A 20,456-nucleotide genomic window follows, 5' to 3' on the forward strand; every position below is an offset into this window, starting at 1 on the left:
CTTATTGTCGTATTATTAGAGTTAAAAATCTGGTGGATATCGCTCCACAACACCTTCGTCTTGCTCGATGGCTTCGTATATTTCATCTGTTTCGCTTAAGACATCAAGAGGAATATGGAATCCGATGCGTTTGGCGGTCTCGATATTGACGCTGAGTTTATACGGGTCTTCGAGAAGCTGTACCAAGTCTCGTGGTTTGGCTCCATTAAAAATATTTGCGATGGTTCGCGCGTAAAAGTCGCTGGTAAAAGAAAGATCGGGAGCGGTCATAGAAAGGAGTGCCCCGTGTGCGACTTCGTATTGGGTCCCCATAGAGAACACCGGTATGTTGTATTGAAAAAATGGAGTCAAAAGGGTGTTGATATTTTGGGTTGTGACTCCACGATGTGTTGTCAGATAAAACGCGTCGACATTGGGGGAGAGTAATTGATGACAGTGGAGTACCGCTCGTCGTGCGGTTTCGTCATCAACCTCAGAAGCCGGCGCAAGACAGGGAACAAGAGTGAATTCGAGTTGGTCGGTCAACGGTTCGATTTGATCGAGTCCGGCGTAACTTCGGCCTTCGGGTGAATCTTCGTAGACAATGCCCAGTCGTTTGAAGGGAAAAATTCTGTGGAAGAGTTTGACTTGTCTCGCATAACGCGTCGGATCGATACGTGCATGAACATGATCATAACCAGAGTCTCCAACGCTCTTGATGATGCCGGTGTCGAGGGCGTTGGAACAGGATGCAACGATAACTGGGGTGTGATGTTCATTGTTTGCCAGGTCAAGTCCGGCCCATGTTCCCATGGCAATAATGAGGTCAATGTCTTTTGCGTTGGCGAGCCTGTCTATGGCGTTGCGTTTGCACTCGTGGCGAAGGGTGTTATCCCACTTCGCATCCCAAAATGCATCGGGAGCAAACGTGATGAAGCGCGAAGATGTCGCTTCACTCAGACAGCGCCAAGCCTGTTCTCCCGATATGCCGTCTGTGAAACAGATATCCGGTATATTGTTTATCCAACCATATTTTTTCAGGCCTGAGACGATGGCTTCCAAAACCGGAACATAGTTTTTGTAGTCGCCTCCCTGGAAGTACCCAATACGCCACAATGAACCATCAGGTTTGGCTCGCGGTGTCGTGGAGATGGTCTGCGCCGTTTCTTTTTGCGTATTGGATTTCGCTATTGTGTTGCTTGCCGCCATAAGCATAATAAAAAGAATCCAATAGCAGCATAACCCAAAAAAACGGGGGACAGACATTCGGTCTCCGAAGCATGTTGACGTTGTCATGCAAAATAATGGAAGGCCTTGCGCTGCAAGGTGTAGACTTAGCGCAGCAACCGTCCGATGACGGTACATGAAAACATTTCAGATTTCCATGGCTCTTGAAGAGCCGAAACCCAAGTGTTTCACCATCGTATTTCTCGATTGGAGCAACGGTGGATTAGTCAAAATCGGCGAGCAATGTTCCAATATGGACCTGGCCAAAAAGCGTGACCGAGGAATATTGATTGCGGATACGCCATAACGCTTGTTGCAGATGATTTGATGCAATACCGTTGCGTATGGCGGTGTAGGCCTCAAGGAACGCGGAGAGACTGTCTGCCACTTTGAGGAGCGCGCCATCTTTGGGATCGAAATCGTCGCTGTTGTAATCGGATTGGAGCTGTTCGGGGTCGATCTTGCGTGTATGCCGGTCCATGATGATGGTTTCAAAGAATTCCGATCCCACAGCTAAGCCGAGAAAATAGGAGAGGCGATCGGCAAGGCTGACGTAGCCGGCCTGACGCAAAGGTGTGAGAATACGACGGTCGAGTTCGCTGTTTTCATATTCCTTGATTAAGTCACCAATACGTTGGACCGACTTTTTGACAGGGGAAATAATGTCACGAGTCAACAACTCCGGCAGATCATGGAACAGACCGGCAAAAAAGTTATTCTGTCGACGTGCTGAGCAGGCATCGACCGAGAGGCTGAGAAAATAGGCGTAACACGCCATAATGAACAAATGTCCCAAGACGGATGTTTCCGGAATGCGTGGTGTTTGAGACCATCGCGTCTGGAAGCGCAGTTGCCCACAAATTTGAGCGAAGTGCCCTAGCGGTGTTTTTTTCTCGCCGAATAATCCACTGATGAGTTGTGGCACTCCGCGTAAATCCACCGCTTTTTCCAAACCCTGTCGAAACGACGTTTCGATGTCGATAAGTTCATCATCCCAGGGGTTGGCTGGTTTGATGAGTTGATGTTCCCAACCGCTTGCGTAGACATGAGCGGCATCAAGAATCCGTCTGGCCGGTTCGTCCGCCTCGGGGACCGCCAAATATTCGCACAGTCTCGACCAGAATGCTTCGCCCATGGAACGAACGCGCGGTTCGAGTTCGGCAAGAACCCAATCGGTCAATTGGCGGTAATGCGCAGGGTTGGCCCGGATTTGATAGAATATTGGTGGCTTGATGTCCGTGATGACCAAACGATATAGATATTCAAAAATTCCACCCTCCACGATACGATTTCCCAGTGCAAGCCGATCTTCAGGCGGCATGGAACGGCTGTTTTCATGGAACAGCATCCACGCAACCATCATTTTATGGGCCTGCTTGTCGATTTCTGTGAGTGTCATTGTGCGATGCTTGTCATTCCAGCGTTGCATGTACGCTCCGGAAAAGACGAGCTGAAGAAGGCTCTTACGGACAATAGGCATGGGATTTCCTGTTTTGGTGCGGTCGATTGTTGATGTTTTTGGTTCATACGAGTAATATAAAAAATCTTAGCTTGTGAACACTGAAAGAACAAGAAGATGGAAAAAAAGTAGGATTGGACTTGACAGTCTTACTCATATACGGCTATGGAATCCGTCTTTCGAGTCAACCGCATGGAGCAGATGATGAAAACATATTCTCCCAAGATCGCCGAGCGCGACCGCGAATGGATCGTAGTCGACGCCAAAGATAAAGTCCTCGGTCGCCTGGCTTCGGAAATCGCTTTCCGACTGATGGGCAAGCATAAACCTGAATACGCCCCTCATATGGATATGGGCGACTTCGTGGTCGTGCTCAACGCCGAAAAGATCAAAGTAACCGGCCGCAAAATGGACACGAAGATGTACTACCGGCATTCCGGATATATTGGCGGCCTGACAGGCAACACCCTGCGTGAAGTCCTGGATAAAAAACCTTCTGATGTCATTTACAAGGCCGTTCGCGGGATGCTTCCCAAGAACCGTATCGGTCGGGCCATGCTCAAGAAGCTCAAGGTTTATGCCGGTGAAGCTCACCCCCATGAAGCCCAGCAGCCTCAGCCCGTGGAACTGTAAGTTCATTTTTGGAGAAACCCCATGAACGAAGATTTTTACTACGGAACCGGCAGAAGAAAACGTGCCGTGGCCCGAACCCGCATTTATAAAGGCAACGGACAGATTTTCGTCAACAAACGCCCGTACGAAGAGTACTTTCCTCTTCCCACGTTGCAGGGTGTTGTCCGTCAGGCTCTGAACCTGACGAAGACTTTGGGCAAAGTTGATGTCAAGGTGACGGTCGACGGTGGCGGTATTTCCGGTCAGGCAGAAGCCATTCGCCACGGAATTTCCCGTGCGCTGATTGAACTTGATCCTGAACTGCGCCCCTCCTTGAAGAAAGCCGGTCTCCTCACTCGTGATGCCCGCGAAAAAGAACGCAAAAAATATGGTCTGCGTGGCGCTCGCGCTCGCTTCCAGTATTCGAAACGTTAATCGCCTGGCGATCTCGTCGCTTATATTTCAAAGCGGAACTGTGGTCTCCACGGTTCCGCTTTCTTTTTGTCGTACGAAAAAAACTACACTTTTTCGCAGGGAAATACGCTGGATGAGCCAACTTCTTGGGATTGCTCGGCAAGCTCGTCAAAATAGATGGAATCAAGCTTGGCGAACATGCTTTGGCTGGCCTGCGTCCAGACCCGATGCATGATGCATCCGTCGATTTGCGGACACGCTTCGCTGTTTTGAGAGCAATGGGTCAGTCCGGATTCTCCTTCGAGTACACGGACGACTTCGCCGACACAAATATCTTCTGCTGGTCGAGACAGAACATGGCCTCCTTTGGGGCCGCGTTTACTTGTGATATAGCGGTGGGTTTTCAGTATGCGGACAAGTTTTTCCAGGTATTTGACCGAGACGCCGAGACGTTCGGCAATCTCGTGAATACGGACTGGTCCGTTTGTGCCATGAATGGCGATGTCGAGAACCATTCTGGCTCCATAGCGGCTTCGCGTTGACAGTCTCAAAGTGTTCCCCCTTCTTGGTCACGTTGTGGACGCGCAAAGTATGAATAATTTATCCCCTTGGCATAGGGAAATGTCAATACGATACGAAAATATTTCTCGTCAAACACCTAACTGAGGATTTGGCCATGGCTTCTAAAAAAATCCGTCCCCGCTTGCTCTTTGCCGAGAGTGATGGCTCCATTTACGATCATCCTGATTTGCTCATGCTGACCAGGCGGGGGAATGAGATCGGTTTGCCCCGGCCGGACGAACTCATTGCTCTCCCTGAAGAATCCGATCTGTTCTTTTTGCCGGGACGCCATGCGCTGGGGTTGGACCCGGAAACCGGTCAAACAGTCCAGATTGAAGAGAATGCCGTCGCAGCGTTTGTCTGTCCAGGGCATACGTTGTCTGGGACAACAGCGTACGTTGCACAGGACGATGCTCCAACATTGCCACTTTTTGCATACGGTGCGGCCGGTTATGCCAATGGCAGGATTTACGTCTGCGCCACGCGTACCGATACGGATATGCGGCAGGTGTTCACCGGCATTCCTAAAAAACGCATTCGTCAAGGCGTGGCCCGTTTACGCCGTGCATTGCCGGAGAATCGTTTGGTTGAGCATTTGGCAGGCTGCGCATTGACCTCATGCTGTCCGGCAGCACGCAACCTTGCGTTGGGTCGATTTGAAGCACCGTTGCCAACATCACGGGCATGTAATGCAAAATGTTTGGGATGTATTTCTCTCCAACCGAAAAGCGCGGGCTTTCCGTCAACGCAGAACCGTATTTCTTTTACGCCGACGCCTGAAGAAGTGGTGAGCCTTATGCTTGAACATGCTGCGAGTGAGCCACGCCCTATTTTTTCTTTCGGTCAAGGCTGCGAAGGGGATCCTTTGACGGAAGGAGCTCTATTGGTTGAAGCAACAAAGCGCTATCGCGAAACATCGCGTGAAGGCACAATCAACGTGAACACGAATGCCGGTATTCCTGAAGCTGTGGCTGAACTGGGTGATGTCGGGTTGTCTTCCATGCGCGTGACCATGGTCAGCGCACGGGAATCGCTCTATATGGCCTATCACAATCCGAGCTATCGGTTTGAGCATGTCCTGGAATCCATTGATGCTGCGAAAAAGCGTGGGGTGTATGTTTCTCTCAATCTCTTGTTTTTTCCGGGAGTGACCGACACCGAGGATGAACTGGAGGCGTTGGAACCGCTCATTGCGGATAAGCGCGTCGATCTCATTCAAATGCGCAATCTCAATCTTGATCCGGACATGTATATGAATCTCGTCAACACGACTTTATCAGGTCAGCGAGCCCCAATGGGACTTGGGAATTTCATGAAGCGACTCAAGGCGTCGGCTCCGGATTTGGCTTTCGGATATTTTAACCCGTGGCTTGGTTAAGAGAACACGGAAAGGAATACATACCGATGAGTGTTCAACTGCAGGGAAATACGCAATCATTGCAGCATATCCCACAAGGGTTTCACTGTATCGTGTTAAATGTCGGTGTTAAGGACAATACCAAAGATTTTGTGTGTATATTTTCCGATGTACAATGCAATGCCGCTGGCGTCTTTACACAAAGCAGATTCTCAGGCCCAAGTGTTACCCGCAGCCGTGAAAATATCAAGAATGGCCGTGCCCAGGCAATTGTTGCCATTTCAAAAAATGCAAATGTTGCCAATGGAGAGCAGGGTGAAGCCGATACACGAACCATTATCGACGAGGTTGCCAACAGACTGGCGATACAAAGCGATGATGTGCTGATTGGCTCGACGGGAGTGATTGGACGGCCATATCCTATGGACAAAATTTTGGCTGGTGTGCGTACCCTTTCGAAGGCTTCAGCACAGTCCGATTTCATCAATGCAGCACATGGCATCATGACGACAGACACGGTGCCGAAATACGCATCAATACAAGTCGGGAATGCTGCTCTTGTCGGTATCGTCAAGGGTGTCGGCATGATCGAACCCAATATGGCAACGCTGCTGGCTTTCTTTTTTACCGATGCCGCAATCGAGCGTGACGTGTTAGATGCTATGTTTCGACGCGTGATCAATAAGACTTTGAATTGTGTCAGTGTCGATACGGATACATCAACCAGCGATACGGCAACTATACTTGCCAATGGATTGGCCGGGCCTGTGGATAATGTTGCCTTTGAAGCTGCATTACTGGACATCGCGTTGTATTTGACCAAACAAATCGCTCGCGATGGTGAAGGCGCAACGAAATTGATTGAAGTCCATGTCGATCAGGCTCGCGACGAGCGTCAAGCCAAGAAGGTTGCGAAAGTCATTGTGAATTCTCCGTTGGTCAAAACGGCGATTCATGGGGCAGATCCGAATTGGGGGCGTATCGCCATGGCCATCGGGAAATGCGAAGATGAGTTGGATATCCTTCCTGAGCGGACCATTATTCGTTTCGGTTCTACGGAGGTCTTTCCCCGGAAAGTCTCAGCGTCTGACCTCACACAACTTGAACGTCTTCTCATGGATGATACCGTATATATCCATGTGAGCCTGCAAACAGGAGACGCAGAATGCACCGTATGGGGCTGCGATCTTTCTGCTGAGTATGTCAAAATTAATGGGGAATATACGACATAACGACAAACGCGTAAGAATCTGAAGAGGGGGGCTTTGTTTTCCCTTTCCCTGTGCGCATATTTGGTGGCGGGAGTCATCCTGGCCCATCCGTAATGAAAAGGCGTCGAGAGGTGGATTCTCTCGACGCCTTGAATGTATTGGGGGGGTAATGAATTAGAGCGTTTTTCAGTGAAACGGAAGAATGCCTCCGGCGGATTAAGAAACTTTTTGGAAAAAGTTTCTTAATAATCTTCAAAAACTTTAAATGGTTACAGTATGACTTGAAATGAACGGTATATCTGTCGGAATTTCAAGTTGTTCAACATAAACGATAAACATCTAGAGCTTGGCGTATCGTTCGATACGCTGTTTGTAGGCCGAAATCCCGTCGGCCAAACCTACGGCTAATCGTCGCATGTATGTTCTGGATTTTAGGTGTTTGGCATCTCCCGGGTTGGTGACATACCCGAGTTCAACAAGGATCGATGGCATTTTAGCGCCCATGAGCACGTAAAATGGGGCTTCTTGAATACCGCGATCACGAATGGAGTACTTCCGTTTGATTGTTTTAACGGCATTCGTCTGGACACTTGACGCAAGGTCACGTGATTCGCGCATTTTGGAATTGAGCATCAAGTCCGTCAAGATAAACTGAAGATCGCTAATTTTGCGCGGGTCAACGGCATTTTCCCGAGCTGCAACGCGTACCGCTCGCTTCGAGCTTGCCAGGTTCAGAGAGTATGTTTCAATACCGGAACTGCGTTTATCCGAATGGGCGTTGCAGTGGATCGAAACGAAGAGATCAGCCTTGTTTTTGTTCGCCAGGGCTGTGCGTTTTTCCAAAGGAATGAAGGTGTCCGTCGTCCGGGTGTAGAGAACTTTGAATCCTTTTTTGCGTAATAATGCACCAAGCATTTTGGCGAATTTGAGATTGATGTCTTTCTCATTAATTCCATAAAGACCCTGCGCGCCGGGGTCTTTGCCGCCATGCCCGGCATCAATCATAACAGTATCTACGGTCAACCCAAGTTGTTCAAGCAGTTCTCCTGCTTGCTGTTTGCTTCCTGGAGGAAGTTTGTAGGGTTCATGTCGCGCCGTTGATTTTGCCGGTTTGCGAACGCTATGGCGTACGGAGGAAGAGGAACGATTGGCCGTTTGTGTGGAGTTTTTTGTTTTTGACTTACTTGCAGATGATGAGCGTGAAGACTTTGTGCTCGATGTCGATGATGTTTTGGAGGAAGCTTTTGACGGCGTGCTGACCTTGGCAACAACGCGTGACCCTGTCTTTGTGGAGCTGTTGGCCTTGGCAACGACATTTTCATCGGCATAGACGTCAAGAATTACGCGGAAGGGGTTATCCAGCGTGAAGACATGCTTTTTGTCGATAGAATCGATATCGAGGACAATACGCGTTATCTCCGGCGTGTTTTGGCCAGCACGGATGCGTTTGAGAATACCATCGGACACGACGGTGTTACTTCTTATCCCCCTGCCAAGACGGGTGTTGTCCAAATCAATGTAGAGCCGACGCGGTTTGTTCGCGTCTTTGGACGGTGGAAGTAACTGATATCGATATTTGGTTTGGAGGTCGACGTTCAGGATAACACGCGTGTAATCGCTTCCGCTGACACTCGTAATACTTGTCAGATACGCGGGTTTTCTTGAGGTTGCCTGCTCTTTTTCCGAGAGGGGAGGCAATGAATCCAACAACGCGGCATGTTGTGAAAAGAGACGTTCGCTCGATGCTATGACGACCTCGTCGTCCTGTGTTCCCGACGAGGAAAGTTTGGCAAGCATGTCTTTCGCTCGGTCGTATCGGTCGCCGCGTTTGTAAGAGCGAATAATACGTTCCAGGTCGAGTCTGGCAACATCGTCTTCATGAAGCTTGTTCGAGTAGATTTCGGCTTTGCGAAAGAGCGCGTCATCTGTCCACGTATGCTTTGGAAACTGGTCCGCCATTTGTTGGTAAAACGTTAAGGCCTGGAGATAATCGTTCTTGATGTGGGAACGATCGGCCAACTCCTGATAGACCCAGCCACGATAAAAGAGCGCTTTGGGCGCTGTCGGGCCGGTCTTGTCCATCTTGTAGAGCGCATTGAGCCGTTTATCCAAGTCGAGCCAGTTTTCTCGTTTGGAGGCAGCTTTCTCGTTGTTGATGAGCCGACGAAAATCAAGAAGCGCCGCCCGATATACAGCGTTAGGGGAAGCTGCCAAAAGCGGAGTCGCACAGGCGACTATCACAATAACCATGACCAGCGCCGCCTTCAGCAGGCGGTATGGGCTATGGTTATTCAACTGTGACGCTTTTGGCGAGATTGCGTGGCTGGTCAACGTCTTTTCCAAGGTAATCCGCCATTTCATAAGCAAAAAGTTGGAGTGCGGGAAGCATGAAAAACGTGTCGAGCGGTCCTTTGGTGCTCGGAATTTCCCATGCATTGTCTACGACCAAGTCTGATCCCTGATGTGTCAAGGCAATGATCTTTCCGCCTCTGGCCTGAACTTCCACGAGATTTGATTTCACTTTGGGGTAAAGCTCGTCGCATGGTGCCAGTGCAAACGTCGGAAACTTCGGATCGATCAACGCAATGGGACCGTGTTTCATTTCTCCTGCGGCATGTCCCTCTGCGTGGATGTACGAGATTTCTTTCAGCTTGAGTGCGCCTTCAAGCGCCAAGGGATACGACAAGCCTCGTCCGAGAAACATAAAACTCCGTGCTTCGGAGTACATGCGTGCAAGCATTTGCGCGTATGTACGCATGGATGGCAAGGCGTTTTCGAGACGATTGGGAATTTCAGCCAAAGACTGTAGCAACTGCTGACGTTCCTTTTCATCCAGCGTGCCTTTCTTCTCGGCATACGACAAAGCCACCAACGTCAAAGCAACAAGTTGGCTACACATGGCCTTGGTCGAAGCGACACTGATTTCCGGTCCGGCCTGTGTATAGACAACGCAGTCAGATTCTCTGGCAATACTTGATCCCACCACATTGCACAACCCGATCACGTAGGCACCGCATTCTCGGGCAAGGCGGATTGCAGCGAGCGTGTCGGCGGTTTCACCGGATTGGCTGATAACCAAAACGGCATCACCTTTGTGAAGAATCGGGTTTCGATATCGAAATTCTGAGGCGATTTCGACGCGCGTCGGGATTTTGGACCACGACTCAAGGAGGTACATTCCCCACAGACCAGCGTGGAATGAGGTGCCGCAGGCGACGATAAAAAGGTTCTCCGGAACCGGAATGTCATCAAGCTCGGGAAGTAAAACCTTCTTCGTCGAAGCATCCACACGACCGGTCATGCAATCGGAAATTACACGAGGCTGCTCAAAGATTTCCTTGAGCATGAAATGTTTATAACCCCCTTTTTCCGCAGCTTGCAGATCCCACGAAATATGGGTGGTTTTTTTGGAAACGGGCGCAAGGGTGGCGACATCAAAAACGGACCAGGAGTGGGCATCGATTTGGACCATCTCCCCATCTTCAAGGAAAACGACATCACGAGTGTAGGGCAGAAACGCTGGGATGTCCGAGGCAAGAAAGTTTTCCCCTTCGCCGACACCCATGACGAGAGGACTGGATTTGCGTGCGGCAAAGAGCGTTCCGGGATGATCCAGGCTTACCACAACAAGCGCATAGGCGCCTTCAACGCGTGATAAGGCTGAAGAGAAGGCTTTCTTGAAGGATTTTTCTTTTTTTAATTCGCGCGCCAGCAGGTGGGTAAACACTTCCGTGTCTGTTTCAGACAAAAATTGTGCGCCCTCTGCTGCGAGTTCATCACGGAGTTCCTGGTAATTTTCGAAAATACCATTATGAATGAGTGCTAATCGTCGTTCGGGGTCGCAGTGGGGATGCGCATTGCGTTCTGTGGGTAAACCATGGGTTGCCCAGCGCGTATGGCCTATCCCGGATGTCGCTTGATAGACATTGAGTTCGGCCAATTTTTCTTCAAGCGCATGGAGTTTCCCGGCGGCGCGAACGACCTCCAGCCCGTTATGCTGCAAAAATGCCACGCCTGCCGAGTCATATCCGCGATACTCAAGTCGTCTCAGTCCCTCAACAAGTACAGATACAGCCGGTCTGTGTCCACAATATCCAATGATTCCACACATATATTGTCAACCCCTCCGTCGTTGTTCCGGCGAACTCTGGTTTAGACGAAAAATGTCAGCCATTGTGTTTTGAGTGCAGCGAGAGCCTGTCCACGATGGCTTCGACTCGATTTTTCGTCTCGAGTCATTTCGGCGGAGGCTTTTTGGGCTGCTGGATCGTAAAAGAGCGGGTCGTAGCCGAAACCATTCGTGCCACGCAGATCGCGTAAAATTTCGCCTTCCCAGAAGCCTTCTGCAAAGAGCGTTTCTCCATCAGGGCGACACGCACAAAGCACGCAAACAAAACGGGCTTGGCGTTGGTCATCGGGAACGTTTTTCAACTCGTTGAGAAGTTTCGTATTGTTGTCATCGTCGGATGCCGTTTCGCCGGCAAATCGAGCGGAATAGACTCCTGGTGCTCCGTCCAAGGCATCGACAACCAGTCCGGAATCGTCGGCTAAAGCCACGAGGCCGGTGGCTTGGGCGACGGCACACGCTTTGATTCGGGCATTTTCAGCAAACGTTGTGCCCGTTTCTGGAATTTCACCGATTTCAGGATAGTCGCCAAGGCCTTTGACGACAACGTTGAAATCGGACAAGAGCGCCTCAATTTCAGCGATTTTTCCGTTATTTCGAGTCGCGAGCACGATGGTATGCGCTGTCATATTGTTTTCTTCCCGGGAACGGCGAAATACGGTGGCAAGGTCAAGGTAATGGTTGTTCCTTCACCGACGCGGCTTTTCACGTCGATTCCTCCACCAATATCGTCGAGGATTTTTTTGATCATGGGCAATCCGAGACCGGACCCTTGATCTTTGGTGCTGAAGAATGGATTGAAGACTTGATCGAGGTGGTCAGGTTCAATGCCTCGACCTGTATCTTTGACGGTAACTCGCACCATATCCCGTTGAGTCGTGACGGAAACAATAATGGTTCCGCCATCGGGCATGGCTTCCATGGAATTTTTGATAAGGTTGATAAGCGATTGCCGGAGAAGTTCCGCATCCCCTTTAACATTGGGAATTTTGTCGGGAAGTTCGACAAATACTTCGATGTCTTGTTTTTTACATGACATGCTCATGATATCCATTGTGGATTTAATGAGCGTGGCAAGTTCGACTTCTCCTGTGGTGCCTTGGGTCGGACGAGCGAAATTGATAATGCTTTTAAGGATTTTGTCCAGTCGATTTGATTCTTCTATGATGATGCCGACCTTTTCACGGTCTTTATCGACGAGGGTATTGCTTCGCAAAAGTGAGTTGGCAAATCCGGCAATGGCGAACAAGGGATTTCGAATTTCATGGGCGATGAATGTCGAGAGTTCTCCAATGGCGGCGAGGCGTTCCGCTTTTTGCAACCGATGCTCCATAAACGTCCGTTGGGTGATGTCGCGGCGGAGGATGACAATATTGCCGAGTTCACCCGATGTGTTTTTGACCGGATACGCAAAGACTTTGAAATAGAGCATGCGCCCGTCAGGATCGACTTGGCTTTGGACTTCCTCGCCACGTTGATCATGGGCCACAGCACTCCAAAGTTGGACATCATCGCGCGGTAACGTGCAGAAATTGGGAAATGCGTCGAACGCTTCCCATATGTATCTGCCATAGAAATCGTTGCGATCTTTTCCTGTACGCGAATACGCCACCTTGTTGAGGTCCATGATGAGACCTTTGGGATCAAGAAGGATAATCTCGTCTTTTATTTCATCAACAATGGTGTCGAGAAGTGTGCGGGTGCGAGAAAAGTCGATTTGGCAAGATTCGGCTACGGGCTCGTCATCGAAGAGTTCAGTGAGGAAGGTGACGGCATTTTGATCTATGAGGCTGACTCCGGCATGTCCCACGGTTCCTGATTTATCCATCTCGAGATCAAAAAGGATGTCGAGATCGGGATGACAGGCAAGAAGATCTTCTTTGGAAGTATATACGGGCACGTCCAAGCGAAGCATGTCGATATTAGGTGCTTGAGCGTTGGGGATGACAATCCCAACCACTCGTACTTTGTTGAAGACTCCACCGGGACGTTCTTTCCACAGGATTTCGAGCATGGCTCGGGTTAAGAGTCCGTCTCCGACGATGCCGACCCGATATTCTTTCTTCTGTGTCTTTTCGTTCGTCATTCGTCCCTCACCCGTTTAGAATACCTTACCGAGGCTTGTCCTCTGAAGCAAGTGGTGTCACCGTGAATCCGCCGAACCCGTTTAACCCCATCTTGACGAGAGCACAGGTTTAAGGAATGAAAAATAAACAAACGAAAAGAAGGAAATCATTATGGACGCATTCAATTTTGGCGACATGACAGACACCATCTCTTCCTTTTTGGATCCTGCCGGGATTGGCGAAGCCATAAGCCAGTCAGCCATATTCGGCAACTATGTCGGACCTGGGCTCGATGGAGGCAACTTCAGTCTGTTGCCGGTGAGTGGTCTTGATGCCGCAGCCATGATCCATGATGCGTCAACGGGGTACAGCGATCCTTCTCCGGAGTTTGCTGATGTGTATAACGCCGACATGGAGTTCATTCTCAATTTGAGCAATGCCGAACCTGAGTCGGCATACGAAAGCCTTGTTATCGACGCCGCCCAAACTGTTTTTACAGTCAAAACCATGGTCGAGTCGGTTGAATTCGGGTTTGCCGCTGAAGAAACTGTTTCGCCGATTGTCAATGAAATCGTCAATTCTGTTGGTGAAACATTGGTTGACGTGTTGCCTGAGGGTATTGGAACAATGGTTCAAGAGGGTATCGATACCGCATACGATGGAGATATAACAACATTGGCCTCGTTGTTCCAGAGCGCGACGACACCGGCGTCGTTCACTTTGATGCCGAATACAACGTTCCCGACAGCATATAACCTCATCGAAACAGGGCTAGGACTGATCGCTACCTCATCATAAACAAACACAACGACACCATGGCCGGGTAGTCAAAGAAGGAATGGCCTAATATCACTGTGATTCGTTGAATCGTTTGAGTGCGAAAAAGTCAAGTCCATCAATCTCCTTGGGGGACTTGACTCGATTTTTAATACAATCGAATTTTTGGATGAGTTCGGTGATAAAGGCTTGTGATCCGAGAATACCGCTGTCTGTAAACCAACGGGATCGGAGACGAAGACGGTCGGTGACGGAGTATTCGTATCCGGATTTGGCCGATTCTTCGACAAGACGAGTTGAAATCCCCGGCCCTTTGGGTGAAGCCTCCTGACCATGTTCATAGAGAAAGCGTCGATAGAGACGTAAACGATCTCGCGTGTTGCGGTGATCGTCCTCCAACCCGAAATCGGTGGAAAGAAACGCATCGGCGTTGTTGGATTGAAGGTGATAGCCAATGGAACACCATCGGTAATCTTCAGGTCGACGAACGAGGCCAGCACGTATGGGGTTGAGATCGATATAGGCTAAGCAATGGATGGTTGTTCGACCGTCCTCAATAATCACACTTTTGAAGCGGTCGCCCCAAAAATATCCACGACGATGATGCCTGGCATTGTAGAAACGTGAAAATGTTTGCTTTATTTCTCGCATGAATTCGGAAAGACGCGACCATTTAAGCCGAAGTCGCTCTCGAAGAGCAGGAGCTATCACAGCATCGGGGCCAAAAGCATGACGAATACGGCGATCCATCTCGTTGTCGTCAATCATCTCGGCTGGCATCATGCGTACGAGCAGATGAAAATGATTACCCATGATGCAAAAGCCTAAAATTTCGGCAAAATAAAGCGCAGAAAATCGTTTGAAAGAGCTCAGTAGATAGTCTTTTTCCACAGCACCGAGTGGATATCCGTCAAGAGCAGTCCGCGACATGACATGATAAATGGTGGGTCTGTCTTCGACAAGAAGTCGTATCATTCGTGCCATTATTGCGTCTCCAAAATTTTGCCTGTCCCCATTTTTTGCTTGCCTGACTGCACCTATTGCTGTTGTTGGCTTTGGTTTTGGTCCAGGTCGAGCAGACCTTGGAATGTTTCTTCCATCGTCTGGCGTTCGTCTACACTTTGTTGGAGGAACGTCGTGATGGGGCCGTGCATATCGAGGGCAATATCGATATCCGGATTATTGCCGCGGACGTATGCCCCGATGTTGACCATGTCTTCCACGCGCTTAAATGTTGCCAGGTGTTTCACGAGGTTTCGGCCCGCTTTGACGACATTCTCTGGCGTAACATCGGAGCGCAAACGACTGACACTGCGCAGAACATCAATTGCCGGATAATGTCCTTGGTCAGCCAAGTCGCGTGTCAGCACGATATGTCCGTCCAGAATAGAGCGTGTACTGTCAGCAATGGGTTCGTTGAAGTCATCGCCGTCAACAAGTACCGTATAAATGCCGGTAATTGATCCCGATTCTGTTTTGCCGGCTCGCTCGAGCAATTTCGGCAGTTGAGCAAAGACGCTTGGGGTATACCCGCGTGTCGTCGGAGGTTCACCGGCGGCCAATCCAACTTCCCGACCGGCCATAGCAAAGCGTGTGACCGAATCCATCATCAGGATCACGTCCGCTCCTTGGTCGCGATAAAATTCGGCAACAGCTGTTGCCGCATAGGCTGCACGAATACGAATCAATGGACTTTGGTCGGACGTCGCCACGACAAGCACACTGCGCGCCAAACCCTCAGGTCCAAGGTCTTTCTCCATGAATTCGAGGACTTCGCGACCTCGTTCTCCAATAAGCGCAATCACATTGATATCGGCCGTTGTGTTCCGTGCAATCATGCCCATGAGCGTCGATTTTCCGACACCTGAACCGGCCATGATCCCTACACGCTGCCCCTTCCCGAGTGTCAAAAAACCGTTGATGGCTCGTACACCCACATCAAGTGGTGCATTGATCCGAGGACGATCGAGCGGACTCGGAGCGTCAGCAAAAATCGGATAGTAGCGTCTCGGTACGATCGGTCCCTTTTTATCAATGGGATTGCCGAAAGCATCGATGGTTCGTCCGAGGTAGCGCTGTCCGACCGGAATAAGCGGAGGCGAACTTGAGTTCTGAATGAGCGATCCCGGACTGATACCGCGCATATCACCGTATGGCATGAACAAGCAGGCACCGTCGCGAAAACCGACCACTTCGGCCGCAATCGGCGTTGATCCGGAGTCGTCGGGCAGCAGATGACATACCGATCCCAAAGGCGCCTTAATGCCTTGGCCTTCGGCAATAAGACCGACGACCTTGCTCACCTTGCCATAGGTGCGCGCCGGTTCGAGATCTTCCATCAAATTGGTAATGGCCTGCAAGTTGAGCATGATACAGCCTTAATGCATTATTCGCCGTTTTCTGGTGCCGGTTCTGGTTCCTGGTCGTGTTCAACCGGGGGAGCCTGCTCGGGGGTATCGTCATCAACGCTGAGCTGGCTGAGAATCTGTTCGACCATGGCCCAACGTCCTTCAATCGAGTTGTCGACCATGCCTTCACCGCTTTCGATGAGGACGCCACCAGGATGAATGTTCGGGTCACCTTTGACACGCCAATTCTTCAGCCCCGGTCGTGCTTGCGTGGCCATGCCGAGCAGGTCGGTCAAAGCGGGCACGTCGTCGGGATGTCCCTTGATGGTAAGTTCGGTCCGGGAATCAATGACCTCCAACGACTGGTCAAGAAGATGACCTAAAATATCCATGCGATGTTCAGCCAGTTGGAGATGCAGTGTTTTTTCCACGGCTAACCGAAGAAGGGTGATGAAGTCCTGATGATACTCATTCCATAAATTGACGCGTTGGGACTGAAGTTCGGTCAATGTCTGCCCGAAAGCATCCGCCATGTCCTGAATCTGCTGTGCAGCCTGCTCTTCAGCTTGACTCATGCCTTGGGCAAATCCGTCTTCCATGGCTTTTTGCTTGATTTTTTCCGCTTCGGCCATGGCTTGGCTGATGATTGCTTTGGCTTTGTTTGTCGCTTTGGCACGGACACGCTCAAAGAATTCTGCAGCGGTTGCGTCTGTGTACTGCGGACCATGGTTGCCTTCAAGCTGACCAACACTGGTTTCTTCTGGACCGTTGGAGCCAAGACCTAAAATGACTCGACCTGAAGCCAGAATAGGATTGCTGTTTTCTATTTCGGTCGTATTAGACAAAGACATCGCCACCTCCTCGGCCAATAGCTATCTTGCCTTCGGCTTCCATGCGTCTGACGACCTTGACCACGTTTTGCTGAGCGGATTCCACATCGGCCAACCGGACAGGGCCCATGATTTCCAAATCTTCCGCAATCATCGTGGAGGCCCGCTCGGACAGGTTCTTGAAGAACTTTTCTTTGAGTTCTTCGCTGGCGCCCTTCAGAGCCAAGGTCAATTCGTCGTTGGACACTTCTTTGAGCAATTCGCGAACAGCACGATCGTCCAGCGCCTTGATATCCTCGAAAACGAACATGAGGTTGCGGATATCTTCGGCCATTTGCGACGATTCTTCTTCGATTTCCGACAGAACTTCCTCTTCAGTCGCACGATCGACGGCGTTGAGGATTTCGGCGACGGACGGAACACCACCGACTTTCTTGCCTTCTTTCCCACCCATGGCGATAAGCTGACTTTGCAGCACCTTGTCCACTTCGAGGAGCATGTCTTCGGCCACGGCTTCCAGCCGGGCCAAGCGCATGAGCACTTCCGAGCGCACACCGCCAGGCAGACTTTGTACAAGTTCGGCTGCCTGATCCGGGTGAAGGTGTCCGAGAATAAGGGCCAGGGTCTGCGGGTGCTCGTTGCGCAGAATCTGGGACAGAATTCTCGGTGACACGTTTTCGAGTTCCTGAAACGGGGTCGGACCGGTATCGATTTCTAGGGAATCCATAATGTACTTGGCCGTGTCTCCGTCCAAAGATTTGGTCAGGATGCGCTTCACCTGTTCGGGGCCACCCATGATCATTTCCTGGCCGAATTGCATGGTCTCGTTGAATTCTCTGACGATATCTTCCACGTCCTCCTTGGGTATCGAATCGATCTCAAGCATCGCTTTGGAGATGCGGGCGATCTCAGATCGATCGAGGCGTTTGAATACTTCACCGGTAAACTTTTCCCCTAAGGCCAGGCAGAGGACTGCTGTCTTCTGGGGACCGGTATACTGGGATTGCACTTGTGGCGGCACGGTTTAAGCAGCCTCCTGTTTGAGCCATGTTTTCAGAACGGTAATGCCCTGGTCCATGTTAGACTCAAACAACTGTTGTGCCAGCAGCTTGGCATTGTCAAGACGCTTGGAGGTTTCCATGAGGCCAAGTTCTTCTTCTTCGGGCTCGGCCAAGGCGATGCGACGCTCGCCTTCGGGCAGTCGTTCCAGCGTTTCCACATCTTCTTCGGCCACACGGGGGCGAATGAGCGCCAGGACGACCGGGCGGACGACGAGGATGAGGAAGAGGAAGATCAAGAGTCCGTTGAGGAAAGGCTTGCCGAGGCGTTGAGCGTATTCGAGCATCGCCGCCATCAGGCTGGGTTCGACGTAGATATCGGGTTCGCCGAAGGAGAACGAGGAGACGTCGACGCTATCACCGCGTGCCGTATCCATGCCGACGGCGTTGGCAACGATTTGCTTGATGCGAGCCAGCTCTTCAGCATTGCGGGGGATGAAGGTATACTCAGACGTACCTTCTTTTTGCTCGTAGGTGCCATCGACTATGACGGCGACACTCAGGCGATTGATGTCACCCACCGCCGTGACGATGTTCTGTTCTTCTTTGTTGAGCTCAAAGTTTGTGGTGCGCGTTTCTCGCGTGGTCTGAGACGTGGATTCCGTACCGCTGAAACCGCTATTTTGGAAATTATTGGTCTGGGCTGCTGCTGCGCCGGTACCGGCGTTTGCCGCGTCAACCGCTGCGCTGCCGCGCGCGCTTTCTTCGCTACGTTGCTCACTTCGCACAACAGACACGTCGGGATCGTACATTTCTTTCCGGATCGTACGCTGATTGAAATCGAGGTCGGCATTGACTTTAGCAATGCTACGCCCCGGTCCGATGATGGGAGTGAGCAGTTGTTCAATCCGATTTTCCAGCGTGCTTTCCAAGTTGGTCTTGTACTCGAGCTGTGTCGACGTCATGCCGTCAATCGTATCCGTTCCCTTGGGCTGGAACAAAATCTGGCCGGTTGTGTCGGTAACCGTAATGTTGTCGGGGCTTAAGCCTTCAACAGACATTGCTACGAGATTGACAATACCTTGGACTTGCTTGGGATTGAGCTTCTTGCCTTTGACAAGCGTCAAAACAACAGACGCCGTAGCAGGGCGTTGCTCTTCGATGAACAGGCTTTTACTCGGTAAAACCAAGTGAATACGCGCTTTTTCGACTTCAGGAAATTCTGAGATGGTTCGTGCCAACTCGCCTTGCAGAGCGCGCTGGTAGTTGATGTGCTGTACAAAGTCGGTTTGACCAACTTTCAATTCATCGAAAATTTCGTATCCGATACCGCTGCCGACGAGATTGCCTTCTCCGGCAATTTGAAGACGCTTTTCATAGACGATGTCGGCCGGAACAAGGACAGTGGTACCGCCATTTTCCAATTTAAAGTTGATTTTGTCCGCCTTGAGCGCTTCCACAACCTTGGCTGCGTCCTCAGGACCGAGATTGGAATACAATACTTTATAGTCGGTCTGATTGAGAAAGTAGACCATGACGAAAAAGGCAAGAATGACCGAGGTGGCCAAGCCAGCGACCAGAACTCGTTGGGCCATGGTACGATCGGACCAAAAGCGGGCAACCTTTTCCCAGGTCTGTGCAAGGTAGGAAGGCATGGATAATCTCCGGCGTTCAAATCGTTAGTGATATATGGACCTAGAACTGCATTTTGACGAGTTCTTTGTATCCCTCAAGAGCCTTGTTACGGACAGCTGTCGTCATTTCCATGGCCAGGCTGGCTTTTTGCAGACTGATCATGAGCTCATGCACGTTCTGTTTTTCCCCGGAGGCAAACGCTTCGATCATGTTAGCTTTGTTCGACTGGAGATCGTTCACGTTCGTGAGCGAATTCTGGAGCGTTTGGGAAAATGATTCCCGAGGAGCAGGCGTTGTTGCCAGACTTCTATCGACTTTATTTTCGATACTGCGGGCCTGGGACATAGCAGCCTTGTAGGCATTGAGTGCGGTGGACGAGATGGGCATGGAGGTTCTCCCTTTTCTTTCGTTGGTTAACGACCGATTGCAAGAGCCTTGCTGAACATCTGTTTAACCGACTGGATGCTCGTTACACTGGCTTCGTAGTTGCGAGAAACATTGATAAGATTGGCCATTTCTTCGATGACGTTGATGTCGGGGTAGGCCACATAGCCGTTTTCATCGGCGTCAGGATGCCCCGGTTCGTACTGCATGCGAAATGGCCGGTCGTCGTTGACAATGCCGAGAACTTTGACTCCGTGAGTGTCACGATCCATGGCAGTCTGCATGGCGGAAGAGAACGGGGTATCAACAGGGGTCGATTCGAAGACCACCGTCTTACGTTGGTATGGCCCACCCTGCAGCGTGCGGGTTGTTTTGGCATTGGCCAGGTTCATCGACGTCACGTTCAGGGCTGTGCGCTGAGCAGACAGTGACGATCCGCCGATATCGAGTGCTGTCATGAAATCCATAATGC

The 20,456-nt window shown here is 50.6% G+C and carries 19 protein-coding genes; 5 read left to right on the forward strand and 14 right to left on the reverse strand.

Translation table 11 applies throughout. The features are described 5' to 3' along the window. Positions 1 to 21: 21 nt before the first annotated feature. Positions 22 to 1,245, reverse strand: coding sequence for an ABC transporter substrate-binding protein (locus tag G451_RS29095; RefSeq protein WP_051261432.1), 1,224 nt, complete (start codon positions 1,243 to 1,245; stop codon positions 22 to 24). A gap of 184 nt (positions 1,246 to 1,429) precedes the next feature. Next, the gene (locus tag G451_RS0112135; protein ID WP_027184475.1) at positions 1,430 to 2,686 is read right to left on the reverse strand and encodes an HD domain-containing protein; all 1,257 of its coding nucleotides are present in this window, start codon (positions 2,684 to 2,686) and stop codon (positions 1,430 to 1,432) included. Between the two features lie 183 nt (positions 2,687 to 2,869). Here G451_RS0112135 and rplM point away from each other — a divergent pair, with 183 nt between their 5' ends. Next, complete coding sequence (gene rplM / locus G451_RS0112140; RefSeq protein ID WP_027184476.1) at positions 2,870 to 3,298, forward strand: 50S ribosomal protein L13; 429 nt, start codon at positions 2,870 to 2,872, stop codon at positions 3,296 to 3,298. 21 nt (positions 3,299 to 3,319) lie between these two features. After that, complete coding sequence (gene rpsI, locus G451_RS0112145; protein ID WP_027184477.1) at positions 3,320 to 3,712, forward strand: 30S ribosomal protein S9; 393 nt, start codon at positions 3,320 to 3,322, stop codon at positions 3,710 to 3,712. 83 nt (positions 3,713 to 3,795) lie between these two features. Here the strand turns inward: rpsI and G451_RS0112150 are convergent, their stop codons facing one another. Beyond that, complete coding sequence (locus G451_RS0112150; RefSeq protein WP_027184478.1) at positions 3,796 to 4,242, reverse strand: RrF2 family transcriptional regulator; 447 nt, start codon at positions 4,240 to 4,242, stop codon at positions 3,796 to 3,798. Between the two features lie 125 nt (positions 4,243 to 4,367). Between G451_RS0112150 and G451_RS0112155 the strand changes: the two genes are divergently transcribed. Together G451_RS0112155 and argJ are read left to right on the forward strand one after the other, a co-directional pair. Next, a complete protein-coding gene (locus G451_RS0112155) occupies positions 4,368 to 5,630 on the forward strand; it encodes a radical SAM family protein (protein ID WP_027184479.1) in 1,263 nt (420 codons plus the stop codon). A gap of 26 nt (positions 5,631 to 5,656) precedes the next feature. Then, positions 5,657 to 6,841, forward strand: coding sequence for a bifunctional glutamate N-acetyltransferase/amino-acid acetyltransferase ArgJ (gene argJ / locus G451_RS0112160; RefSeq protein WP_051261433.1), 1,185 nt, complete (start codon positions 5,657 to 5,659; stop codon positions 6,839 to 6,841). Positions 6,842 to 7,159: 318 nt separating this feature from the next. On the opposite strand, the gene G451_RS0112165 is transcribed toward argJ, so the two are convergent. From G451_RS0112165 to G451_RS29100, 4 genes are read right to left on the reverse strand one after another with little or no spacing between them, the layout of a single operon-like run. Next, positions 7,160 to 9,070 (reverse strand): N-acetylmuramoyl-L-alanine amidase, encoded by a 1,911-nt coding sequence (locus tag G451_RS0112165; RefSeq protein ID WP_051261434.1) that lies wholly within the window; start codon positions 9,068 to 9,070, stop codon positions 7,160 to 7,162. 37 nt (positions 9,071 to 9,107) lie between these two features. Continuing rightward, positions 9,108 to 10,931 (reverse strand): glutamine--fructose-6-phosphate transaminase (isomerizing), encoded by a 1,824-nt coding sequence (gene glmS, locus G451_RS0112170; RefSeq protein WP_027184482.1) that lies wholly within the window; start codon positions 10,929 to 10,931, stop codon positions 9,108 to 9,110. A 41-nt stretch (positions 10,932 to 10,972) separates the two neighbouring features. Further along, positions 10,973 to 11,575: an XTP/dITP diphosphatase gene (locus G451_RS0112175; RefSeq protein ID WP_027184483.1), complete on the reverse strand. Its 603-nt coding sequence runs from the start codon at positions 11,573 to 11,575 to the stop codon at positions 10,973 to 10,975. Further along, the gene (locus tag G451_RS29100) at positions 11,572 to 13,032 is read right to left on the reverse strand and encodes a two-component system sensor histidine kinase NtrB (RefSeq protein WP_034642015.1); all 1,461 of its coding nucleotides are present in this window, start codon (positions 13,030 to 13,032) and stop codon (positions 11,572 to 11,574) included. Before G451_RS29100 ends, G451_RS0112175 begins: the two co-directional genes overlap by 4 nt. Before the next feature lie 151 nt (positions 13,033 to 13,183). On the opposite strand from G451_RS29100, the gene G451_RS0112185 reads away from it, so the two are divergent. Then, a complete protein-coding gene (locus G451_RS0112185) occupies positions 13,184 to 13,810 on the forward strand; it encodes a hypothetical protein (RefSeq protein WP_027184484.1) in 627 nt (208 codons plus the stop codon). Between the two features lie 51 nt (positions 13,811 to 13,861). On the opposite strand, the gene G451_RS0112190 is transcribed toward G451_RS0112185, so the two are convergent. The 7 genes from G451_RS0112190 to flgC are packed head-to-tail and all read right to left on the reverse strand — an operon-like array spanning position 13,862 to position 20,451. Next, entirely contained in the window at positions 13,862 to 14,773 is a 912-nt protein-coding gene (locus G451_RS0112190; protein WP_027184485.1) for a transposase, read from the reverse strand. A 53-nt stretch (positions 14,774 to 14,826) separates the two neighbouring features. Beyond that, complete coding sequence (locus G451_RS0112195) at positions 14,827 to 16,158, reverse strand: FliI/YscN family ATPase (protein WP_027184486.1); 1,332 nt, start codon at positions 16,156 to 16,158, stop codon at positions 14,827 to 14,829. Positions 16,159 to 16,175: 17 nt separating this feature from the next. Then, positions 16,176 to 16,988: a FliH/SctL family protein gene (locus G451_RS29105; protein WP_051261435.1), complete on the reverse strand. Its 813-nt coding sequence runs from the start codon at positions 16,986 to 16,988 to the stop codon at positions 16,176 to 16,178. Continuing rightward, positions 16,975 to 17,988: a flagellar motor switch protein FliG gene (gene fliG / locus G451_RS0112205; RefSeq protein ID WP_425387500.1), complete on the reverse strand. Its 1,014-nt coding sequence runs from the start codon at positions 17,986 to 17,988 to the stop codon at positions 16,975 to 16,977. Before fliG ends, G451_RS29105 begins: the two co-directional genes overlap by 14 nt. A 3-nt stretch (positions 17,989 to 17,991) precedes the next feature. Then, the gene (gene fliF / locus G451_RS0112210) at positions 17,992 to 19,620 is read right to left on the reverse strand and encodes a flagellar basal-body MS-ring/collar protein FliF (RefSeq protein ID WP_027184488.1); all 1,629 of its coding nucleotides are present in this window, start codon (positions 19,618 to 19,620) and stop codon (positions 17,992 to 17,994) included. Positions 19,621 to 19,660: 40 nt separating this feature from the next. After that, a complete protein-coding gene (gene fliE / locus G451_RS0112215) occupies positions 19,661 to 19,987 on the reverse strand; it encodes a flagellar hook-basal body complex protein FliE (RefSeq protein ID WP_027184489.1) in 327 nt (108 codons plus the stop codon). A 26-nt stretch (positions 19,988 to 20,013) separates the two neighbouring features. Continuing rightward, positions 20,014 to 20,451 carry a flagellar basal body rod protein FlgC gene (gene flgC / locus G451_RS0112220; protein WP_027184490.1) on the reverse strand — a complete coding sequence of 146 codons (438 nt, stop codon included), beginning with the start codon at positions 20,449 to 20,451 and terminating at the stop codon, positions 20,014 to 20,016. Between the last annotated feature and the right edge of the window lie 5 nt (positions 20,452 to 20,456).

Origin of the sequence: Desulfovibrio inopinatus DSM 10711 (genome assembly GCF_000429305.1) — a bacterium.
Taxonomy (GTDB): domain Bacteria; phylum Desulfobacterota; class Desulfovibrionia; order Desulfovibrionales; family Desulfovibrionaceae; genus Alteridesulfovibrio; species Alteridesulfovibrio inopinatus.

What these genes read in the sequence shown, in the direction of transcription:
- glmS (WP_027184482.1), bottom strand. Translation starts at nt 10,931, where the DNA reads ATGTGTGGAATCATTGGATATTGTGGACACAGACCGGCTGTATCTGTA.
- rpsI (WP_027184477.1), top strand. Translation starts at nt 3,320, where the DNA reads ATGAACGAAGATTTTTACTACGGAACCGGCAGAAGAAAACGTGCCGTG.
- argJ (WP_051261433.1), top strand. Translation starts at nt 5,657, where the DNA reads ATGAGTGTTCAACTGCAGGGAAATACGCAATCATTGCAGCATATCCCA.
- flgC (WP_027184490.1), bottom strand. Translation starts at nt 20,451, where the DNA reads ATGGATTTCATGACAGCACTCGATATCGGCGGATCGTCACTGTCTGCT.
- G451_RS29100 (WP_034642015.1), bottom strand. Translation starts at nt 13,032, where the DNA reads ATGACGAACGAAAAGACACAGAAGAAAGAATATCGGGTCGGCATCGTC.
- G451_RS0112185 (WP_027184484.1), top strand. Translation starts at nt 13,184, where the DNA reads ATGGACGCATTCAATTTTGGCGACATGACAGACACCATCTCTTCCTTT.
- fliE (WP_027184489.1), bottom strand. Translation starts at nt 19,987, where the DNA reads ATGCCCATCTCGTCCACCGCACTCAATGCCTACAAGGCTGCTATGTCC.
- G451_RS0112195 (WP_027184486.1), bottom strand. Translation starts at nt 16,158, where the DNA reads ATGCTCAACTTGCAGGCCATTACCAATTTGATGGAAGATCTCGAACCG.
- G451_RS29095 (WP_051261432.1), bottom strand. Translation starts at nt 1,245, where the DNA reads ATGTCTGTCCCCCGTTTTTTTGGGTTATGCTGCTATTGGATTCTTTTT.
- rplM (WP_027184476.1), top strand. Translation starts at nt 2,870, where the DNA reads ATGAAAACATATTCTCCCAAGATCGCCGAGCGCGACCGCGAATGGATC.
- G451_RS0112135 (WP_027184475.1), bottom strand. Translation starts at nt 2,686, where the DNA reads ATGCCTATTGTCCGTAAGAGCCTTCTTCAGCTCGTCTTTTCCGGAGCG.
- G451_RS29105 (WP_051261435.1), bottom strand. Translation starts at nt 16,988, where the DNA reads ATGTCTTTGTCTAATACGACCGAAATAGAAAACAGCAATCCTATTCTG.
- G451_RS0112190 (WP_027184485.1), bottom strand. Translation starts at nt 14,773, where the DNA reads ATGGCACGAATGATACGACTTCTTGTCGAAGACAGACCCACCATTTAT.
- fliF (WP_027184488.1), bottom strand. Translation starts at nt 19,620, where the DNA reads ATGCCTTCCTACCTTGCACAGACCTGGGAAAAGGTTGCCCGCTTTTGG.
- G451_RS0112165 (WP_051261434.1), bottom strand. Translation starts at nt 9,070, where the DNA reads ATGGTTATTGTGATAGTCGCCTGTGCGACTCCGCTTTTGGCAGCTTCC.
- G451_RS0112155 (WP_027184479.1), top strand. Translation starts at nt 4,368, where the DNA reads ATGGCTTCTAAAAAAATCCGTCCCCGCTTGCTCTTTGCCGAGAGTGAT.
- G451_RS0112175 (WP_027184483.1), bottom strand. Translation starts at nt 11,575, where the DNA reads ATGACAGCGCATACCATCGTGCTCGCGACTCGAAATAACGGAAAAATC.